The 16,464-nt window shown below is 74.2% G+C and carries 19 protein-coding genes; 7 read left to right on the plus strand and 12 right to left on the minus strand.

What is annotated here, in order from left to right; translation table 11 throughout:
- Window positions 1-8: 8 nt before the first annotated feature.
- The 3 genes from AC4MBH_RS10290 to AC4MBH_RS10300 form a co-directional block, all read right to left on the minus strand.
- Window positions 9-620, minus strand: coding sequence for a hypothetical protein (locus AC4MBH_RS10290; protein WP_491794761.1), 612 nt, complete (start codon window positions 618-620; stop codon window positions 9-11).
- Entirely contained in the window at window positions 617-1,963 is a 1,347-nt protein-coding gene (locus AC4MBH_RS10295; RefSeq protein ID WP_491794762.1) for an MFS transporter, read from the minus strand. Before AC4MBH_RS10295 ends, AC4MBH_RS10290 begins: the two co-directional genes overlap by 4 nt.
- 70 nt (window positions 1,964-2,033) lie before the next feature.
- Window positions 2,034-3,017: a GNAT family N-acetyltransferase gene (locus AC4MBH_RS10300; RefSeq protein ID WP_491794763.1), complete on the minus strand. Its 984-nt coding sequence runs from the start codon at window positions 3,015-3,017 to the stop codon at window positions 2,034-2,036.
- A gap of 63 nt (window positions 3,018-3,080) precedes the next feature.
- Between AC4MBH_RS10300 and AC4MBH_RS10305 the strand changes: the two genes are divergently transcribed.
- Together AC4MBH_RS10305 and AC4MBH_RS10310 are read left to right on the plus strand one after the other, a co-directional pair.
- Complete coding sequence (locus AC4MBH_RS10305; RefSeq protein ID WP_491794764.1) at window positions 3,081-4,049, plus strand: MsnO8 family LLM class oxidoreductase; 969 nt, start codon at window positions 3,081-3,083, stop codon at window positions 4,047-4,049.
- Between the two features lie 167 nt (window positions 4,050-4,216).
- Window positions 4,217-4,654 (plus strand): hypothetical protein, encoded by a 438-nt coding sequence (locus tag AC4MBH_RS10310; protein WP_491794765.1) that lies wholly within the window; start codon window positions 4,217-4,219, stop codon window positions 4,652-4,654.
- Window positions 4,655-4,762: 108 nt separating this feature from the next.
- Here the strand turns inward: AC4MBH_RS10310 and AC4MBH_RS10315 are convergent, their stop codons facing one another.
- Together AC4MBH_RS10315 and AC4MBH_RS10320 are read right to left on the minus strand one after the other, a co-directional pair.
- The gene (locus tag AC4MBH_RS10315; RefSeq protein ID WP_491794766.1) at window positions 4,763-5,296 is read right to left on the minus strand and encodes a hypothetical protein; all 534 of its coding nucleotides are present in this window, start codon (window positions 5,294-5,296) and stop codon (window positions 4,763-4,765) included.
- An 84-nt stretch (window positions 5,297-5,380) separates the two neighbouring features.
- Window positions 5,381-6,271, minus strand: coding sequence for an oxidoreductase (locus AC4MBH_RS10320; RefSeq protein WP_491794767.1), 891 nt, complete (start codon window positions 6,269-6,271; stop codon window positions 5,381-5,383).
- Window positions 6,272-6,372: 101 nt separating this feature from the next.
- On the opposite strand from AC4MBH_RS10320, the gene AC4MBH_RS10325 reads away from it, so the two are divergent.
- Window positions 6,373-7,248, plus strand: a complete 876-nt coding sequence (locus tag AC4MBH_RS10325) for a helix-turn-helix transcriptional regulator (RefSeq protein ID WP_491794768.1) — start codon at window positions 6,373-6,375, stop codon at window positions 7,246-7,248.
- A 7-nt stretch (window positions 7,249-7,255) separates the two neighbouring features.
- Here AC4MBH_RS10325 and AC4MBH_RS10330 read toward each other — a convergent pair whose 3' ends face one another.
- The 5 genes from AC4MBH_RS10330 to AC4MBH_RS10350 form a co-directional block, all read right to left on the minus strand.
- On the minus strand, window positions 7,256-7,861 hold the full coding sequence (locus AC4MBH_RS10330; RefSeq protein WP_491794769.1) for a response regulator transcription factor: 606 nt from the start codon (window positions 7,859-7,861) through the stop codon (window positions 7,256-7,258).
- On the minus strand, window positions 7,858-8,958 hold the full coding sequence (locus tag AC4MBH_RS10335; RefSeq protein ID WP_491794770.1) for a sensor histidine kinase: 1,101 nt from the start codon (window positions 8,956-8,958) through the stop codon (window positions 7,858-7,860). The genes AC4MBH_RS10330 and AC4MBH_RS10335 overlap by 4 nt, the downstream gene beginning before the upstream one ends.
- 9 nt (window positions 8,959-8,967) lie before the next feature.
- Window positions 8,968-9,402 carry a DUF6069 family protein gene (locus tag AC4MBH_RS10340; RefSeq protein ID WP_491794771.1) on the minus strand — a complete coding sequence of 145 codons (435 nt, stop codon included), beginning with the start codon at window positions 9,400-9,402 and terminating at the stop codon, window positions 8,968-8,970.
- Between the two features lie 156 nt (window positions 9,403-9,558).
- Complete coding sequence (locus AC4MBH_RS10345; RefSeq protein WP_491794772.1) at window positions 9,559-9,876, minus strand: hypothetical protein; 318 nt, start codon at window positions 9,874-9,876, stop codon at window positions 9,559-9,561.
- Window positions 9,869-10,168, minus strand: a complete 300-nt coding sequence (locus tag AC4MBH_RS10350) for an ArsR/SmtB family transcription factor (protein WP_491794773.1) — start codon at window positions 10,166-10,168, stop codon at window positions 9,869-9,871. Before AC4MBH_RS10350 ends, AC4MBH_RS10345 begins: the two co-directional genes overlap by 8 nt.
- Window positions 10,169-10,352: 184 nt before the next feature.
- Between AC4MBH_RS10350 and AC4MBH_RS10355 the strand changes: the two genes are divergently transcribed.
- The 4 genes from AC4MBH_RS10355 (at window position 10,353) to AC4MBH_RS10370 (ending at window position 14,008) form a co-directional block, all read left to right on the plus strand.
- Window positions 10,353-10,862 (plus strand): SigE family RNA polymerase sigma factor, encoded by a 510-nt coding sequence (locus tag AC4MBH_RS10355; protein ID WP_491794774.1) that lies wholly within the window; start codon window positions 10,353-10,355, stop codon window positions 10,860-10,862.
- Window positions 10,859-11,869, plus strand: coding sequence for a hypothetical protein (locus AC4MBH_RS10360; protein WP_491794775.1), 1,011 nt, complete (start codon window positions 10,859-10,861; stop codon window positions 11,867-11,869). Before AC4MBH_RS10355 ends, AC4MBH_RS10360 begins: the two co-directional genes overlap by 4 nt.
- 63 nt (window positions 11,870-11,932) lie before the next feature.
- The gene (locus AC4MBH_RS10365; RefSeq protein ID WP_491794776.1) at window positions 11,933-12,859 is read left to right on the plus strand and encodes a nuclease-related domain-containing protein; all 927 of its coding nucleotides are present in this window, start codon (window positions 11,933-11,935) and stop codon (window positions 12,857-12,859) included.
- Between the two features lie 141 nt (window positions 12,860-13,000).
- On the plus strand, window positions 13,001-14,008 hold the full coding sequence (locus AC4MBH_RS10370; RefSeq protein WP_491794777.1) for a zinc-dependent alcohol dehydrogenase family protein: 1,008 nt from the start codon (window positions 13,001-13,003) through the stop codon (window positions 14,006-14,008).
- A gap of 38 nt (window positions 14,009-14,046) precedes the next feature.
- On the opposite strand, the gene AC4MBH_RS10375 is transcribed toward AC4MBH_RS10370, so the two are convergent.
- Together AC4MBH_RS10375 and AC4MBH_RS10380 are read right to left on the minus strand one after the other, a co-directional pair.
- A complete protein-coding gene (locus tag AC4MBH_RS10375) occupies window positions 14,047-14,994 on the minus strand; it encodes a GlxA family transcriptional regulator (protein ID WP_491794778.1) in 948 nt (315 codons plus the stop codon).
- A gap of 107 nt (window positions 14,995-15,101) precedes the next feature.
- A complete protein-coding gene (locus AC4MBH_RS10380; protein ID WP_491794779.1) occupies window positions 15,102-16,364 on the minus strand; it encodes a serine hydrolase domain-containing protein in 1,263 nt (420 codons plus the stop codon).
- Window positions 16,365-16,464: the final 100 nt, after the last annotated feature.

The following is a 16,464-nucleotide window of genomic DNA, read 5'->3' on the forward strand; positions in this document are numbered from 1 at the left end:
CCTGGGCGTCAGAGCAGGTCGCGCAGCCGGTCGGCCAGGGAGTCCTTGACGGCCTCGGTGATCGCGGCCTCGACCTGGGCCTCGAAACCCGCCCGGTCGTCGAGGTCGGCCAGGAGCTCACGCAGGTCGAGGTCGTCGATGGCCCGGAGCAGCACGTCGTCGGTCTTCAGCGCCCCGTCGACCACCGAGTCGGGCAGGGCCCTGATCGCGGCCTCCAGGAAGCCGTTGAGGTCGGCTGAGCCCAGTGCTTCGTCGACCAGGTCGGACGCCGGCGGCAGCGACCCGTCGTCGGCCATGTCGCGGACGGCGGACCTCAGGCCCTCGCGCAGCGCGTCGATCTCGGCGTCCGTCCGGTCGTCGGTCTGGGCGAGGTCGAGCGTCAGCGCCTCGCGGCTGACGCCCAGGCGGCAGGCGGCGTCGTCGATGCCGAGCAGCACGAGACGCTCGGTCAGCCCGTCGATGCCGTCGGCGCGCGACGTCACCGTCCGCTCGGCGCACGCGTCGGCCGGCCGGAGGGGCTCGAAGGTCCCGCCACCGTTGGCGACCTGGACCCCGACCACGCTGCTGACCAGGACCACGGCGAGCACCGGCAGCCCGACCCAGCGCGGCAGGGTGCTCATGCGGCCCTCCGCCCGCGGGGCGCCACCACGGTGAGCAGCGCGAGCAGCGCGAGCCCTGCGCCGATCAGGAACGAGTCGCGGAACGCCCGGGTGGCGGCGCGCTCGAGCTGGACGTCGAGGTCGCGCTCGAGCCGCGCCGCGGCGGGCCGCGCCTCGGGGTCGAGGTCGAGCCTCGTGAAGGCGCGGTGCAGGTCGGGCACCCGGCCGCGCTGGCCGTCGAGCTCGCGGCCGAGCGACTCGGCGATCGCGATCTTGTCCTGCGGCTCCAGGGGCGCGTCGAGCACCAGGGCGGTGATGGCCTCCTGGGCCGGCACCTCGGCGTCGAGCAGGTCGGCGGTGAACACCGGGGTGAGGATCGCCAGGCCCAGGACGACGCCGACGTGGCGCGCGCCGATGGTCCAGGCGGCGTGCCGGGACCGGGGGAGGCGCAGCTCCATGGCCTGCGCGGTGAGCCGGTCGACGGTGAGCCCGAGACCGAGGCCCACCAGGGCCTGCGGCGCGATGCTCCAGGCGAGGTGGGCCGACGGCGGGATCGCCAGGCCCACCAGGCCGCCGGCGACCAGGAAGCAGCCGACCGCGGTCTCGACGTGGGCCGGTGCCCGCAGCAGCCGGGCGAGCGGTGCGGCCGCGAGGGCCGCGACCGGGACGACGGACACGGTCAGGGCGGCGGTGGCGGGGGAGTGGCGCCACCCCTCGACCAGCAGCAGGACCAGGAGGAACAGGGCCGCCGTCAGGGCGGCCGAGAGCAGGGCGAGGGTGAGGTTGGCGCGCACGGCCGGGCGGTGCCGGTCGGCGGCGGGCTGCTCGGGGGCGGCCCGGACGGCGAGCGCCGCCGGCACGGCCAGGGCGGCGAACGGCACCTGCACCACGAAGATGGCCTGCCACGAGACGGCCTGGGTGAGGAGCCCGCCCGCGACCGGGCCCGTCGCCGTACCGATGACGCCGGCGGTGACCCAGGCGCCGACGCCGCGGCGCTCGCCGTACGCCGCGACGAGCAGCTCCAGGCAGCCCACCAGCGCCAGCGCGCCGCCGAGCGCCTGCACGCACCGGGCCGCGATCAGCACCTCGATCGAGTCGGCGAGGGCGCACCACGCCGAGGCCCCGGCGAACACCGCGATGCCGGCTGCGCCGTACAACCTCGGCTGGGCCCGGGAGAACAGCGCAGCCGCCGGCACCACGGCCACGCCCAGCAGCAGGTTGAACGCGATGAGCACCCACGCGACCTGACCGACAGAGGCGTCCAGGTGGCCGATGATGTCGGGCAGCGCCAGCGTGACGACCGCGGAGTCGGCGAGCACCAGCGCCACGGTGACGGCGAGGAGGGGGGCCACGGCACGACGCACGCGGGTCATCCTCTCAGCGGGGACGGCCGGTCCGGGGCAGGCACCCTCCCGCCCGCTCAGGCTGACGTCGTCAGCCTGATCCGCGGCCGGGCAACGTCCGGTGCAGGGCCACCTCGAGCTCGACGGGGACGAACCCGAGCTCGGCGTTGATGGCGCGCATCCAGGTGTTCGCGTCGTCGCTGCTGGTCCGCACCCGGACGGCGCCCCGGGCTTGCGCGGCCAGGAGGTTGGCCACCTTGACCGCGGTGCCGAGCCGCTTCCCGCGGTGGTCCGACCGCACCAGGGTGCCCTCGACCTGCGCGGCCCGCGACCGGTCGCCGGGCACGAGCACGCAGGTCCAGGCGACCACCTCACCGGCAGGACCGAGGGCTACGGACTCGACGACCGTGCGTCCCTGGCGCTGCCAGGTCGCCAGCTCGTCGGCGTACTCCTCGGGCGACACCGGCGTCGGCTGCCAGCCCAGCTCGCCGCTCGGGGCCTCCGCGTCGACGAGACCCTTGAGCACGCCGACCTCGGATCGGAGGCGGTCGGGGACGCCGTCGACGTACGTCTCGACCGCGTACCCGTCGTACGGCGTCACCGCTGCGAGCCGGGCGTGCTCCAGGGCGAGCTCCACGACCGTCTCGGTGGTGGCGACCGTGTATCCCAGAGGTGCGGCGAAACGGCGGACGAGCCGCTCGACGGCCTCCGGCGTCGGCCGGTGCGCGTGGGCGACGGTGCGCCGCACCGCCGGGGGCGCGATCGCCTCGACGGCGGCGACCAGCGCCGAGCCCACGCCATCGCCCTGCCGTGCCGGGAGGACGGACACGTCGATCCACGCGGTGTCGGGGGTGTCGCGGGTCGTGGCGCACGACGCGACGCCGACCAGCTCGTCGGCGTCGTAGGCGCCGAGGAGGTTCCACCGCCAGCTGCCCGCCGCCCGCCACCCGGCCACCCGCGCGGCCTCGCCGAGCGGCACCCACCCGGCCCTCGCGTCCGCGTGCGCCGCGCACTCGACGGCGTACGCCGCCGCGACGGCGACGCCGTCGGACAGGTCCAGCGCCCGCACGTCCACCGCGCGAACCTAGCAACGTCGGCTGTCGGGGAAGGACCTGGAACCGCTCGCCGTTGACCCAGGGTGAGGCTCTCCCTGCTCGACCGTTCCCGCACCCGCGCCGGCCAGTCCGACGCCGCCGCGCTCGCCGCCACCGTGGCGCGCGCCGTGGACGCCGAGCAGCAGGGCTACCACCGCTTCTGGGTGGCCGAGCACCACGCGGTGCCGGGCATCGCGTCGAGCGCGCCGCCGGTGCTGCTGGCGGCGCTGGGGGCGCGGACCACGCGGATGCGGATCGGCTCCGGGGGCGTGATGCTCCCGCTGCACCAGCCGCTCGTCGTCGCGGAGCAGTTCCTGCTGCTCGAGGCGCTGTACCCCGGCCGCGTCGACCTCGGTCTCGGTCGGTCCCTCGGGTTCACCCCGCCGGTACGCCGGGCGCTGCGCCGCGAGGACCAGGACGCCGACGACTTCGACGCCGACCTCCGCGAGCTGCGCGGGTTCCTCACCGGCACCAGCGAGGTCACGGCGCGACCCGTGGTCGGCGGCGGCGTCCCGATGCACGTGCTCGCCGTCCGCCACGGGGTCGAGGTGGCGGCCCGGCTGGGGCTGCCCGTGGTGGTCGGCGGGCCCGACCTCCTCTCCGAGGAGATGTCCCGGTCCCTGTCCGACTACCGCCGCACCTTCCGGCCGTGGCAGGGGAGTGCTCCCTCGGTGACGGTGTCCCTCGACGTGACCGTGGCCGACGACGACGCGACCGCGCGCGAGCTCGCGCTGCCGGAGGCCTGGGCGATGGCCCAGTCGCGTCGGACCGGGGAGTTCCCGCCGCTGTGGGCGGTGCGCACCATCCGCGACGAGCACTGGCCGGACCAGGTGCGCAGCCGGGTGGAGGCGTCGCTCGACCGCGCCGTGGCCGGCAGTCCCCGTCGGGTACGCCGCCGCCTGGAGCAGGTCGCCGAGCGCACCGGCGCCGACGAGCTGATGGCCAGCACGTCGACGTTCGACACCGAGGCGTTGCGCGAGTCCGACCGGATGCTGCGCGACCTGGTCGCCTGACCGCACGTCGGGGGCTGCCGGGCCGCGACCACCGGGCCCCGGCAGTGGTGTGCCGGCCCCCCGGATCGGTCTGGGAGGATTAGGACGGCCCGGTTCGAGGTATGTCCCGGGTGCCACAACGGGCGCTCCGGCGCCCGCTCGCCTGTATCTCTAGGAACGGACACTCCATGCGCAAGATCCTGCGCGGCCTCGCGGTCGCCACAGCCCTCACCCTCGCCCCGCTCTCCGCGGCGATCCTCCCCACCGCGCCGGCCCAGGCCGCCGAGTCGTCCGCCACCCAGGTGGGCTCCGTCGCGTCCTCCTCGGCCCCGGTCTCGGCCTCGTTCGCGGCCAAGGCGCGGCGCACCATCAGCGTCCGGGACCTGCCGGGCCGCAACGCCCGCCTCCGGCTCGCCGTGCGGCCCGAGTACGGCAACAAGCCGCTGGTGATCCAGACCCGCAAGGCCGGCAAGTTCCGGACCACCGACCGCATCCGCACCAACGCCCGTGGCGTGGCCGTCAAGGTCTTCGCCGGCTCGCGCCGTGGCATCCGCTACCGCGTCGTCGCCCCGGGCGGTCGCGACTACGAGACCGCCGCGGTCTCGTTCACCGTCACGCGGTACTGAGCGCCCCACCGCTCGCACCACGAGCCCCGACCTCTCCGGAGGTCGGGGCTCGTGCGTCGTCCGGCACCAGGTCGGCGCGAGCACGGAGGCTCGGCGGCCCGTCGGTGGTCAGCCGCGGGCGACCCAGGGCGTGAAGCTCGCCGGGTTGCCGACCCAGTCGATGTCGCCCTGCGGGCCCGAGGCGCGGACCGCGACCCGGACCTCGTCGGGGCCGCCGATGGCGCCCTGTGCGATACGGGCGCGGACCCGGTCGCGGACGTAGTCGATGGTCACCTCGTAGCTGCCCTCCACCGGCTCGCCCCACTGGGCGACCCCGAAGCCCTCGGTCTCGTTGAGGCTGTAGTCGGTGCCCACGAACCAGCCGCCCACGAGCACGTACTCCGGTCCGCGGTCGTCCCGGTCGGTGTCGAGGTAGACCATGCCGCCCGATCCGCTGGTGTAGGAGCGGCGCAGGTCGTCGTGGGTGGTGACGACGACCAGGTTCTGCTGCCGGTTGGCGACCTTGACGGACAGGAGGTCCGAGCCGTGCGCGCTGTCGTCGGGGTCGGTGCGGGTGGTGCCGTCGGCGTACGCCGTGCCGGTCAGGGTCAGGGCCAGGGCGGCCGTCGCGAGGGTGGCCGTCAGGGTGGGGATGGTGCGCATGCGCGTGCTCTCTTCCGTGTCGTGTCCAGGTGGGTACGACGACAAGACGCAGCCCGGATCGCAAAGGTTGCAGCGCGCAGGGCCTCAGGCCTGCACCGACCCCGAGGAGGCGGCGATCGAGTCCAGCTGCGCGACGTCGTCGGCGGAGAGGGTGAGGCCCGCGCCGGCGACGTTCTCGCGCAGGTGGGTCGCTGACGACGTACCGGGGATCAGCAGGATGTTGGGCGAGCGCTGGAGGAGCCACGCGAGGGCGACCGACATCGGTGTGGCCCCGAGCCGGGTGGCCACGGCGCTCAGGACGTCGGACTGCACGGGGCTGAAGCCACCGAGCGGGAAGAACGGCACGTAGGCGATCCCGTCGGCGGCGAGGGCGTCGACGAGCCCGTCGTCGTGGCGGTTGGCGACGTTGTAGAAGTTCTGGACGCACACGACGGGGGCGATCGTCCTGGCCTCGGCCACCTGCTCGTGGGTCACGTTGCTGACGCCGAGGTGGCGGACCAGTCCCTGCTGCTGCAGGTCGGCGAGGGCGGCGAAGGGCTCGGCGAGCGAGCCCGGCTCCGTGCCCATGGGGCTGCCGACGCGGAGGTTGACGACGTCGAGGACGTCGAGCCCGAGGGTCGCCAGGTTGGCGTGGACGGCGTCGCGGATCTGCTCGGGGGAACGCGCCGGCGGCCACCCGCCCTCCTCGTCGCGCACGGAGCCGACCTTGGTCACGACGTGCAGCGAGCCGGGGTAGGGGTGCAGCGCCTCCCTGATCAGCTCGTTGGTGACGTGGGGGCCGTAGGCGTCGGCGGTGTCGATGTGGCTGATGCCCAGGTCGAGGACGTCGCGGAGGACGCGGACGGCGCCGTCGTGGTCGGCCGGCGGACCCAGGACGCCGGGCCCGGCCAGCTGCATCGCGCCGTAGCCGAACCGGGTCAGGACGAGGTCGTCGGCGAGCGTGAACGTGCCGCCGGGCAGGGTGTTCGTGGTCATGCCACCACGGTGCGCGGCGCCGCGACGCGCCGCCAGGGCCCCCGTGGTCCTGGGACCCGCAGGGACAGTCACGGGCGGACGTCCCGCCGTACCCTGGAGGGGTGGGCAGCGACGACAGGTCGGACAACAGGCTGGGGGAGTACCTCCGGGCCAGGCGCGAGCTGGTCCGCCCCGAGGACGTGGGCCTGCCCGACCTCGGACCGCGGCGCCGCGTCGCCGGACTGCGGCGCGAGGAGGTCGCGATGCTGGCGGGGATCAGCTCCGACTACTACCTGCGGCTCGAGCAGGGCCGCGACCACAACCCGTCGGTCCAGGTGCTCGGGTCGTTGGCCCGGGTGCTGCGGCTCGACGACACGGCGACGGCGTACCTGATGGGCCTCGCCGTGCCCGCGGCGCGGCCGCGCCCCCAGCGACGCCGGCGCGAGGTCGTGCCCGCCGGGGTGGGGCGGCTGGTCGACACGATCGGGCTGCCGGCGTTCGTCGAGAGCCGCCACTTCGACGTGCTGGCCGCCAACCCGCTGGCGCGCGCGGTCAACCCCAACCTCCGCGTCGGTGACAACCGGATGCGCGCGATGTTCCTCGACCCCGCCGAGCAGGCCCTGTGCCCCGACTTCGACCGGGCCATGGCCTTCATGGTCGCGAGCTTCCGGCGCTCGGTCGGCACCGACACCCACGACCCGCGGGTCGTCCAGCTCGTGGGCGAGCTGTCGGTGGCGAGCGAGGCGTTCCGCCGGCTGTGGGCCCGGCACGACGTCCACGTGCGCGAGGGTGCGCAGACCCTGATGCAGCACCCGCAGGTGGGGTCGCTGGCGCTGGACAAGGAGCGGCTCGCCGTCGAGGGCGGCGACGGTCTGGTGCTGGTGCTCTACCACGCCTCCCCAGGTGCGGAGAACGCCGAGAAGCTGGCGTTGCTGGCCTCCCTGGTCGCGCAGCCCGGGTCGACGGAGCCGGTGAGTCCCACCGAGGCGCCCGTCTGACGCCTGCTCAGAGCCAGCCCTGCCGGCGCGCGAGCAGCGCCGCCTCGGTCTTGTTGCGGGTACCGGTCTTGCCGATGGCCTCGGAGAGGTAGTTGCGCACCGTGCTCGGCGAGAGGTGGAGCAGGGCGGCGATGTCGGCCACGGTGGACCCCCTCTCGGCCGCTGCCAGCACGTCCCGCTCGCGGTGGGTGAGGGGACTGGGCGGGGTCCGCAGCGCGGCACCCGCGAGCTCGGGATCGATGACGGTGCGACCCGCGACGACCTGCCGGACCGCCTCGGCCAGCCCCTCGACCGGGCCGTCCTTGACCAGGAAGCCGACCGCGCCCGCCGCCATCGCCCGTTGCAGGTACCCGGGTCGGCCGAAGGTCGTCACGATCACCACCCGGCACTGCGGCAGCTGCGCGGCGAGGTCGGCGGCAGCCTCCAGGCCCGAGCGACCGGGTAGCTCGATGTCGAGCAGCGCGACGTCCGGCCGCAGCGCGAGCGCCGCGGGCACGATGCCGGTCCCGTCGGAGACCTGGCCCACCACCTCGATGTCGGGCTCCAGGTCGAGGAGCACGGCGATGGCGCCGCGCATCATGGCCTGGTCGTCGGCGAGCAGCACGCGGATCACGCGCGCGCCCCGGGCACGGTCGCCACGAGCTCGAACCCGTCGTCGCGGGGTACGACGGCCAGGTCGCCGCCGCCCCCGGCGAGCCGTTCGCCCAGCCCCTCGAGACCACCGCGGCGCAGCGTCGGCGGCACGGGTGCGCCCACGCCGTCGTCCACGATCCTCAGCTCCACCCGCCCCGCGGTACTGGCCAGCGAGATCCGGCAGGTCGAGGCGCCGGAGTGGCGGAGCACGTTGGTGACGCCCTCGCGCACGACCCACGCGAGCAGCTCGTCGGCGGTCTCGTCGAGCGCGACGCCCGACCGGTCCACGCTGGAGGCGATCCCGGCCGCGTCGAGGGCGCGGCAGGCGCCGTCGAGCTCCTCGGTCAGGCTCGGCGCACGCATCGCGTCGACCGCCTGCCGCACGTCGACCAGGGCCCGTCGTCCGATCTGCTCGATGTCCACCGCGTGGCCGACGGCCGCGTCCAGGTCGTCGGTGGCCAGGCGGCGTACGGCCTGTGCCTTGACGACCATCACCGACAACGTGTGGCCGAGCAGGTCGTGGAGGTCGCGCGAGAACCGGTCGCGCTCCTCGGCGACGGCGACCCGCGCCAGCTCCTGGCGGGTCTGCCGCAGCTCCGAGATCGTGTCGATCAGCGCCGCGAACGCCGAGGCGGCCAGGCCGGCGAGCAGGACCACGAACCCCAGGGTGAGCGCCCGGCTCGCCTCGTGCGGCGCGACCGCCCAGGCGGCCCACATCGCCGCCGCGGCCGTGGCCGGTACGGCGGCCACGAGCCGGCGTCCGCGGAGCGCGCACGGCAGGGCGTTGGCCAGCAGCACCCAGGTGGGCAGCCACTGCGCGCTCTCGTACGCCGCGCTCGCGGCCGTCGCCGCGACCAGCGTCGTCAGCGCGACGGGCGCCCACCGGCTGCGCCACGGCGGTCCGCCGGTCACGGCCGCGGCCACGGCCGAAGCGGCGATCACCAGGATCGTCGCGACCTGCGACGCGACCGACCCGGTCGAGCCGTGCAGGTCGAGGACCGGACCGAGCAGGAGCACGGGCGTCCAGACCAGCACCGACGCGTTGCGTCCCCACGACCCGCGGAGCCGGCTCCTCACGCGCTCACGCTACGCGGCCGTCGTGCCGGCGTCGCAGCGCCGGCGTCCCAGCCCGCCGATGACCACCGCGCCCGTGACCAGGTGCAGCGCCGCCAGGCACGCACCGCCCGACATCGTCTCCGCCGTCAGGGGCCCGGCGAGCGACAGGGCGAGCAGCGTGAGCGCGAGCCAGGTCCAGAGCACGCGCCCGCGGGCGGTACGTCGCTCCAGCGCGTGCAGGAGCCCGGCGCCGGCGACGGTGACGACGACGGCGGTGACCACCACCGACACCAGTCCGACCTCGTGCGTGCCGGAGCCCGACCGGACGGTCAGGTCGACCGGGGTCGCCCAGGTGATCACGCACCACCCGAGCGCCACGGCGCCGGCGGCAAGCGCCGCCACCGCCAGGTCCTCGCGTCGTCGACAGGGCCGCGTCCCGGCCGGCGTCGTGTCGTGCAGGGTCATCGCCCTCACCTCCGTCCTCGCCCACCGTGGGCGACGGCACGACGCTAGGCGGGCGCGAAGCCGACCGGCAGGGCCGAAGCGTGGTCGGTCGACCGGGACAGATGTCCTGGCGGCTCGACGCGGCGCGCGCGTCGTACCGGGCCGCCAGGCGTCGCCTCAGGCGGCGTGCTTGCAGGTGGCGCAGCTGCAGTCGGCACACACGCACGAGGTGCACGGCTCGCCGCCGCAGTGCGCGCAGGAGCACACGGCGTGGTTGCAGGTCGGGCACGAGCACGTGGCGCAGACGCAGGTGGCGCAGCTGTCCTGGCAGTCACCACACCGGCACCGGGTGCACTCGTCGTAGTGACCGTCGTGCTCGTGGTGGACGTGCCCGTCGTGGAGGTAGTCGACGTGGTCCTCGTGCACCACGGCGTCGTGGCCGCAGCCGGGCCCATGGGTGTGTGCGTGCTTCTCGGCCAGGGCGTGCTCAGTCATGTCGGCTCTCTTCTGTGTGGGTCCAGGCGTCGAGGAACACGTGTGCCACGTGCTCGTCGAGCAACCGGTACGTGGTCGTCCGGCCGGTCCGGGTCGAGGTCACGACCCGGGCTCCACGCAGCACCCGCAGGTGCTGCGACATCAGGGGCTGTGAGATGCCGAGCTCGTCGGCGAGCTCGGTGACGGTGCGTCCCCGTTCGGTCAGTCGGTGGACAGCTGCCGCGCGCACAGGCGACGCGAGGGCTCCGAAGAGCTCACCCACCTCGGCGTACCGCTCGACGGCTGGATCCACGTCCAGATGGTCGTATGCGCAAGTCCTTATGTCAAACGAGAACTGTTATCGATAAGTGACGTGTCGGCACGCCTGAGGGACACTGGCGACGGCGAGCCGGCGCGCACCTCGAGCGCGCCCAACCCGACGACCCTCCAGTTCCGTCTGGGTAGTGACGACGAGCCGGACGACGGGGAGGAACGAGATGGCGCGCGACCACGACGAGGAGTTCGTCGAGTTCGCCGCGGCGTCGCTGCCCGGACTCCGCCGGACCGGCTACCTCACCTGCGGCGACTGGCACCGTGCCGAGGACGCCGCCCAGGAGGCGCTGATCCGGGTCTACCGCTCCTGGCGTCGGGTGGAGAGGCGAGAGGGCCTGCTCTCCTACGCCCGGCGGACCACCGTGCGCATCCTCATCGACGAGTCGCGGCGCCCCTGGCGTCGGGAGACGCCGACCGAGGAGCAGCACGACACGCGCGTGCTCGACCCGACCACGGCGTCGGACGAGCGCGACGCGATGGTGCGGGCCCTGTCGTCGCTGTCACCCAGGCGGCGCGCCTGTGTCGTCCTGCGCTACTACCACGACCTGTCCGTCGCCGAGACGGCTCGGGTGCTGGGGTGCTCGGAGGGAACGGTCAAGAGCCAGACCTCCGACGCGCTCCGGGCCCTCCGGCCGCTCCTCGACGACGTCGCGGACACCAGGAGCCCCCGATGAACGACCTCCACGACCTCCACGACCGTCTCGACCGGGCCGCCGACGACGCGGACCGCCCGGTGGCCACCGACCCGGTCGAGCTGCTGCAGCGGGCGCGCGCCGCGCGCCGACGGCGACGGCAGGTCCGCACCGGCGGCGTGCTGGTCGGTGCGTCCGCGCTGACCGCCGCGGCCGTCCTCGCCGTCCCCCTCGTGCAGGGCGACACCGGCACGCCGGCGGAGCCGGACCGCTCGCAGCCGGCCGCGACCGCGACGGCGGCGCCGCCGCCGGCGCCGGCCCGGCTGCGCGACGCCGAGATCGTGCGGCGCTGCGAGCCCCAGCTGCAGAAGTTCTACGCCTACCCGATGTACACCCCGCAGGAGTGGGAGGTCGCGCACGACCGGCCGTACGCCGTCGGTGACCTCGTCCAGCTCGCGGACGGCAGGTTCAGCAGCAACCCGGTGCTCTGCGTCATCCCGGCGGAGGGGCAGGAGCAGCAGGACGTGCCGTTCACCCGGTTCGCCGTCGACCCCGACCGCCCCCGGGCCGTTGCCGAGCTCTGCTCCGAGAGCTCCACCTCCCTCACGCGGGGCGAGTCGTGGGTCGACCTGCGGGACGCCGAGGTGGTCGCCGTCGACGGCGACAGCGACGTCACGGTCGCCCTGCTGCGCCGCGGTGGCCAGCACTTCGCGTGCTCGCTCTCCTCGCCCACCTGGGACGCCGGCCTCACCGACGTCCACCGCACCGGGCGCGGCGAGATCTACCTCGCCGGCTCCACCACGGGCGGCAGCAACAAGTCCATCGTCGGCGGGGCGGCGTCGTACTACACGGGTGCCGGCCTCACCGATCCTCGCGCCGAGACGCTCCGGGTGACCTTCACCGACGGCACCGTGGTGGAGCGACCGGTCGGCGACGGCGGCGCGTACGCCGTGATGATCCGGGTGCCGGGCGAGGGCGGCCTGCAGGACCACACCACCGAGGTGATCGGAGCCGGCGGCGCGGTGCTCGCCGAGTACGCGCCGATGTAGGGACGCACGGAGAGTGGCTCCGTGGCCCTCAAGTGTCGCGCGTCGGGAACCGACCTAGGGTTCATGGCCCTGCCCGGTGAGTCCGCCGCCACGATCGCGCACCGTCAGCGCGAGCGCGCCAGGCGTCTGAACGCGTCCGCCGAGCGGTGGGAGCGTGGCGTCGAGGGCGAGCGACGTACGGCAGCCGCCCTGGAGGCGCTTCCTGCCGGGTGGGTGGTGCTGCACGACGTCGTGTGGCCCGGGCGGGCGCGCGCCAACATCGACCACGTCTGCGTCGGCCCGGCGGGCATCTTCGTGATCGACACCAAGAACTGGTCGGCGCCCGTGACCGTGCGCGACGGCGTGGTGCGGGTAGGAGGACGCCGTGGGGACCGGACGCTCGACGCGTCCCGGGCCATGGCTGCCGCCGTGGCGGACGTCGTGCCGGCGGAGCACCGTCACGCGGTGCGAGCAGTGCTCTGCTTCGCCGGGGACGCGGGAGTCCGCGGTGGGGACGTCGTCGAGGGGGTTGCGGTGTGCCCCGTCGACGACCTGGCGGCCCTGGTGTCGGGCGGCTCGCCGGTCCTGCACCCGCAGCGAGTCGCCCAGCTGGGCCACCGGCTCCGGGCCGCTCTTCCCGCCGCAGCCGGTCCCCGCTCCCCGAGCGGTTCGGCGCCGTCCCAGGAACACCGCCAGGCGCTGCACCTGCCCCGCCCAGGCGGCGTTCCCCGGACCTGGCCTCCGCTGCCGACTCGCCGCCGCACCCGGCGGCGCGCCGGTCGTGGCGGCGGTGACCTGGTGCGGCTCGGCGTGGCGGCCGCGGTGGCGGGGCTGCTCCTTGCCCAGCCCGGGTTGGTCCGGGAGGTGGCGGACGACCTGGCTGACCGGGTGACCGGAATCGTGATGCCGGAGGTGAAACCGGCGCCTCCGGCCGAGCCGGAGCCACGGCAGGAGCGCGGGAAGAAGCCGGGACGCGACCGCGAGCGGGAACGCCCCCGCTCCTCGCGCTGACCGCGGTGCGACGGGGTGTCACTATCCTCGCGGATAGTGGCATTGTTGCCACTGGTGGGCGTGGGTCAGGCACACGACGCTGGGGGAGAACCGCCGGTCCCGGCGCGTCGTCGCACCCAGACCCCCATGAGGAACGCCGATATGACCGAACAGATGAAGGCCGTCGTGCTCGCCAGGTTCGGAGGGCCCGATGCCTTCGAGCTGCGCGACGTCCCCGTACCGCACGTCGAACCCCGCCAGGTACGGGTGCGTGTCCACGCGACCGCCGTCAACCCGCTCGACTACCAGATCCGTCGCGGGGACTACCCGGAGCACGTGCCGCTCCCGGCGATCACCGGGCACGACATCTCCGGCGTGATCGAGGAGGTCGGATCGCACGTGACCGAGTTCCGCGCCGGCGACGAGGTCTACTACACGCCCCAGATCTTCGGCGGCCCCGGCTCCTACGCCGAGCAGCACGTCGCCGACGTCGACCTCGTGGGCCGCAAGCCGCAGAACCTCACGCACCTGGAGGCAGCGAGCCTGACCCTCGTCGGCGGGACGGTCTGGGAGGCCCTGGTGACCCGGGCCCAGCTCACCGTGGGGGAGACGATCCTGGTCCACGGAGGCACCGGCGGGGTCGGCACGATCGCGATCCAGGTCGCGAGGGCGATCGGCGCCCGGGTGATCACCACCGCCAGAGCCGGCGACCACGAGCTCGTGCGCTCCCTCGGGGCCGACGCGGTGATCGACTACACGACGACCGACCACGTCGAGGCCGTGGCCGAGCTGACGCAGGGGCAGGGCGTCGACGTCGTCCTCGACACGATCGGTGGTGACACGCTCACCCGGAGCCCGCTGGCGCTGGCCGACGCCGGACGCGTCGTCAGCATCGTCGACATCGCGCAGCCGCAGAACCTCATCGAGGCCTGGGGCAGGAACGCCGCCTACCACTTCGTCTTCACCCGGCAGAACCGCGGAAAGCTGGACGCGCTCACCACCCTGGTCGAGCGCGGTCTGGTGAAGCCGGTCATCGGCGCGACCCTCCCGCTCGCACGCGTGGGCGAGGCTCACGAGATCCTGGAGAACAGGCAGTCGTACGCACTCCACGGCAAGGTCGCCATCGACGTGGCGGGCGACACCGTCGCGCTGCCCCCTCGCCGCTCGTAGCCGGAGCGCTCCCACCGCGCGGGCGCTGATCGCGGTGGTCAGGCGCGCCCGGAGAACGTGGCGCGGTACTGCGAGGGGGAGACGTCCAGGAGCCGGCGGAAGTGCAGTCGGAGGTTCGAGCCGGTCCCCAGGCCGACCTGGTCGGCGATGCGGTCGACCGACAGCGTCGTGCTCTCCAGGAGCTCGCGGGCGGTGTCGACCCGTGCCCGGAGGATCCACTGCAGCGGGGTGGTGCCGGTCTCCTCGGCGAAGCGGCGCAGGAAGGTACGGGGCGACATCCGCGCGTGGGCGGCGAGCCCGGCGATCGTGAGCGGCTGGTCGAGCCGCGTCAGGGCCCACTCGCGTGTCGCGGAGAGGGTCTCGCCGTGGGCTGCCGAGCTGGCCCTCGGCAGGTACTGGGCCTGCCCCCCGGTCCGGTAGGGCGCGGTGACGAGTCCTCGGGCGATCTCGTTCGCCGCGCTCACCCCGAGGTCGCGCCGGACGATGTGCAGGCACAGGTCGAGACCGGCCGCGGCCCCCGCCGAGGTGAGGATGGGTCCCTCGTCGACGAAGAGCACGTTCGGCTCGACCGTGACCTGCGGGTGCAGCTGCGCGAGCTTGTCCGCCGCGTCCCAGTGCGTCGTCGCCCGCAGGCCGTCGAGCAGGCCGGCATCCGCGAGGGCGAACGCGCCGTAGCAGATCGAGGCGATGCGTGCCCCGCGGGACGCGGCGCTCCGGAGTGCCTCGCACACCTCCGCCGGTATCGGCCGGCCAGCCGGGGCGTATCCCGGGACGACGACCGTGTCCGCGTCGGCCAGTGCCTCCAGGCCGCGCGGGACCGCGTAGCCGAAGCCCCCGTGGGACGGCACCGTCCCGGCGGTGACCCCGCAGGCCGACACCTCGTAGGGGAACCCCGACTCCGGGTGGAACACCTCGGCCGGGATCCCGACGTCCAGCGGCAGCGCCCCGTCGAGCACGAGGACCACCACCTGGTGCGGTCGCTGCATCACCGCCTCCGATCCGGTCGACGCACATCGACGTGTCACCATCCTTGCACGTGGGCGCATTGTCGCCATCCGTCGAGCACGTCATGGCGGCGCCGTCCGCCGACAGGTCAGTCGTCGGGGTACAGCGCGTGGTCGATGACATCGAGGGCGATGTCGTGCTCGACGGGGGTCACACCCGCCGCGGGCATGGGGGTGTCGGTGTTCAGCGAGACCATCACGCTGCGCCTCCCGTCGGGCGTGACGCCGTTGCGGGTCATGAAGCCCTGGATGTCCCCACCGTGCTCCCAGTACCCGCCGTGGGAGGTCGGGACGTGCATCAGGCCCAGGCCGTAGCGGGCGCCGGGCCAGCCGGCGGCGAAGTCCTCGTCGACCGGCACGGTCCTCTTCATCTCCGCCAGCTGCGCCGGCTCGAGCAGGCGTCCGCTCAGCAGGGCCCGCAGGAAGGTGTTGCCGTCCTCTGCGGTGCTGATCATCTCGCCGGCGGCACCGCCCCAGGTCGAGTTGAGCTCGGTGACGTCGTACTGCTTGCCGAAGACGGGGTCCTCCAGGCTGCTGCTCTCGAGGAGGAAGTGGTTGTAGCCGCGGGCGTGCGGCTGGGGGATCCTGGGCGAGCCGTAGGGGAAGCTGGTGTGGCGCAGGCCCAGGGGCTCGACGACCTGCGTGCGCACCGCCTCCTGCCACGGCCGCCTCGTCACCTTCTCGAGGATCTGTCCGGCGAGGAGGTAGTTGGTGTTGGAGTAGCCCCAGCCGGTGCCGGGGGCGAAGGTCGCCTCCTGCGCCAGCGCCAGCTCGAGCTGCTGCCGCGGGGTCACGGTCTCGTAGCGGTGGTCGAAGAAGCTCTCGAACGCCAGCCACCGCAGCTGCTGGGTGTAGTCGGGCAGGCCGCTGGTCTGGTTGAGCAGCTGCCGGACGGTGATGTCCCGACCGTCGTTGCCGTTCCCACGGACCAGCCCGGGGAGCCACTTCTCCACGGTGTCGTCGAGGGAGAGCCGACCCTTGCCGACCAGCTTGAGCACGGTCGCGGCGACGAAGGTCTTCGTGAAGCTCGCGATCCGGACGTGGCCGTCGTGGGGCATCGGCGTCCTGGCCCGTTGGTCGCCGTACCCGCCGCGGACGTTGATGGTGCCGCGATGGGTGGAGACCTGGACCAGGACGCCCGGGGCTCCCTGCTCGACGATGCGAGCGACGTCCTTCCGGAGCGTGTGCCGGAGCGAGGCGTCCTGGTGCCGGCCGCCGTCGGAGACGGTCGCGGCGCCGGGGGCGTGCGGTCGGGTGACTGCCTCCGACGTGGTCGAGACCGCGGTCGCGGTCAGGACCGCGGTGGTCACGAGAGCGGTGATCTTCTTCGTCGTCCTGGTCGGTGTCCTCATGCAGTCGAACCTAGGGACGTGCCGACGTCGGGTCGTCCCCCCACGACGGGCACCTCGCCTACCCCGCTGGGGGTACGCCGACGGCCCACCGTGGGGGGAC

This window comes from Nocardioides sp. WJ219 (assembly GCF_058559815.1).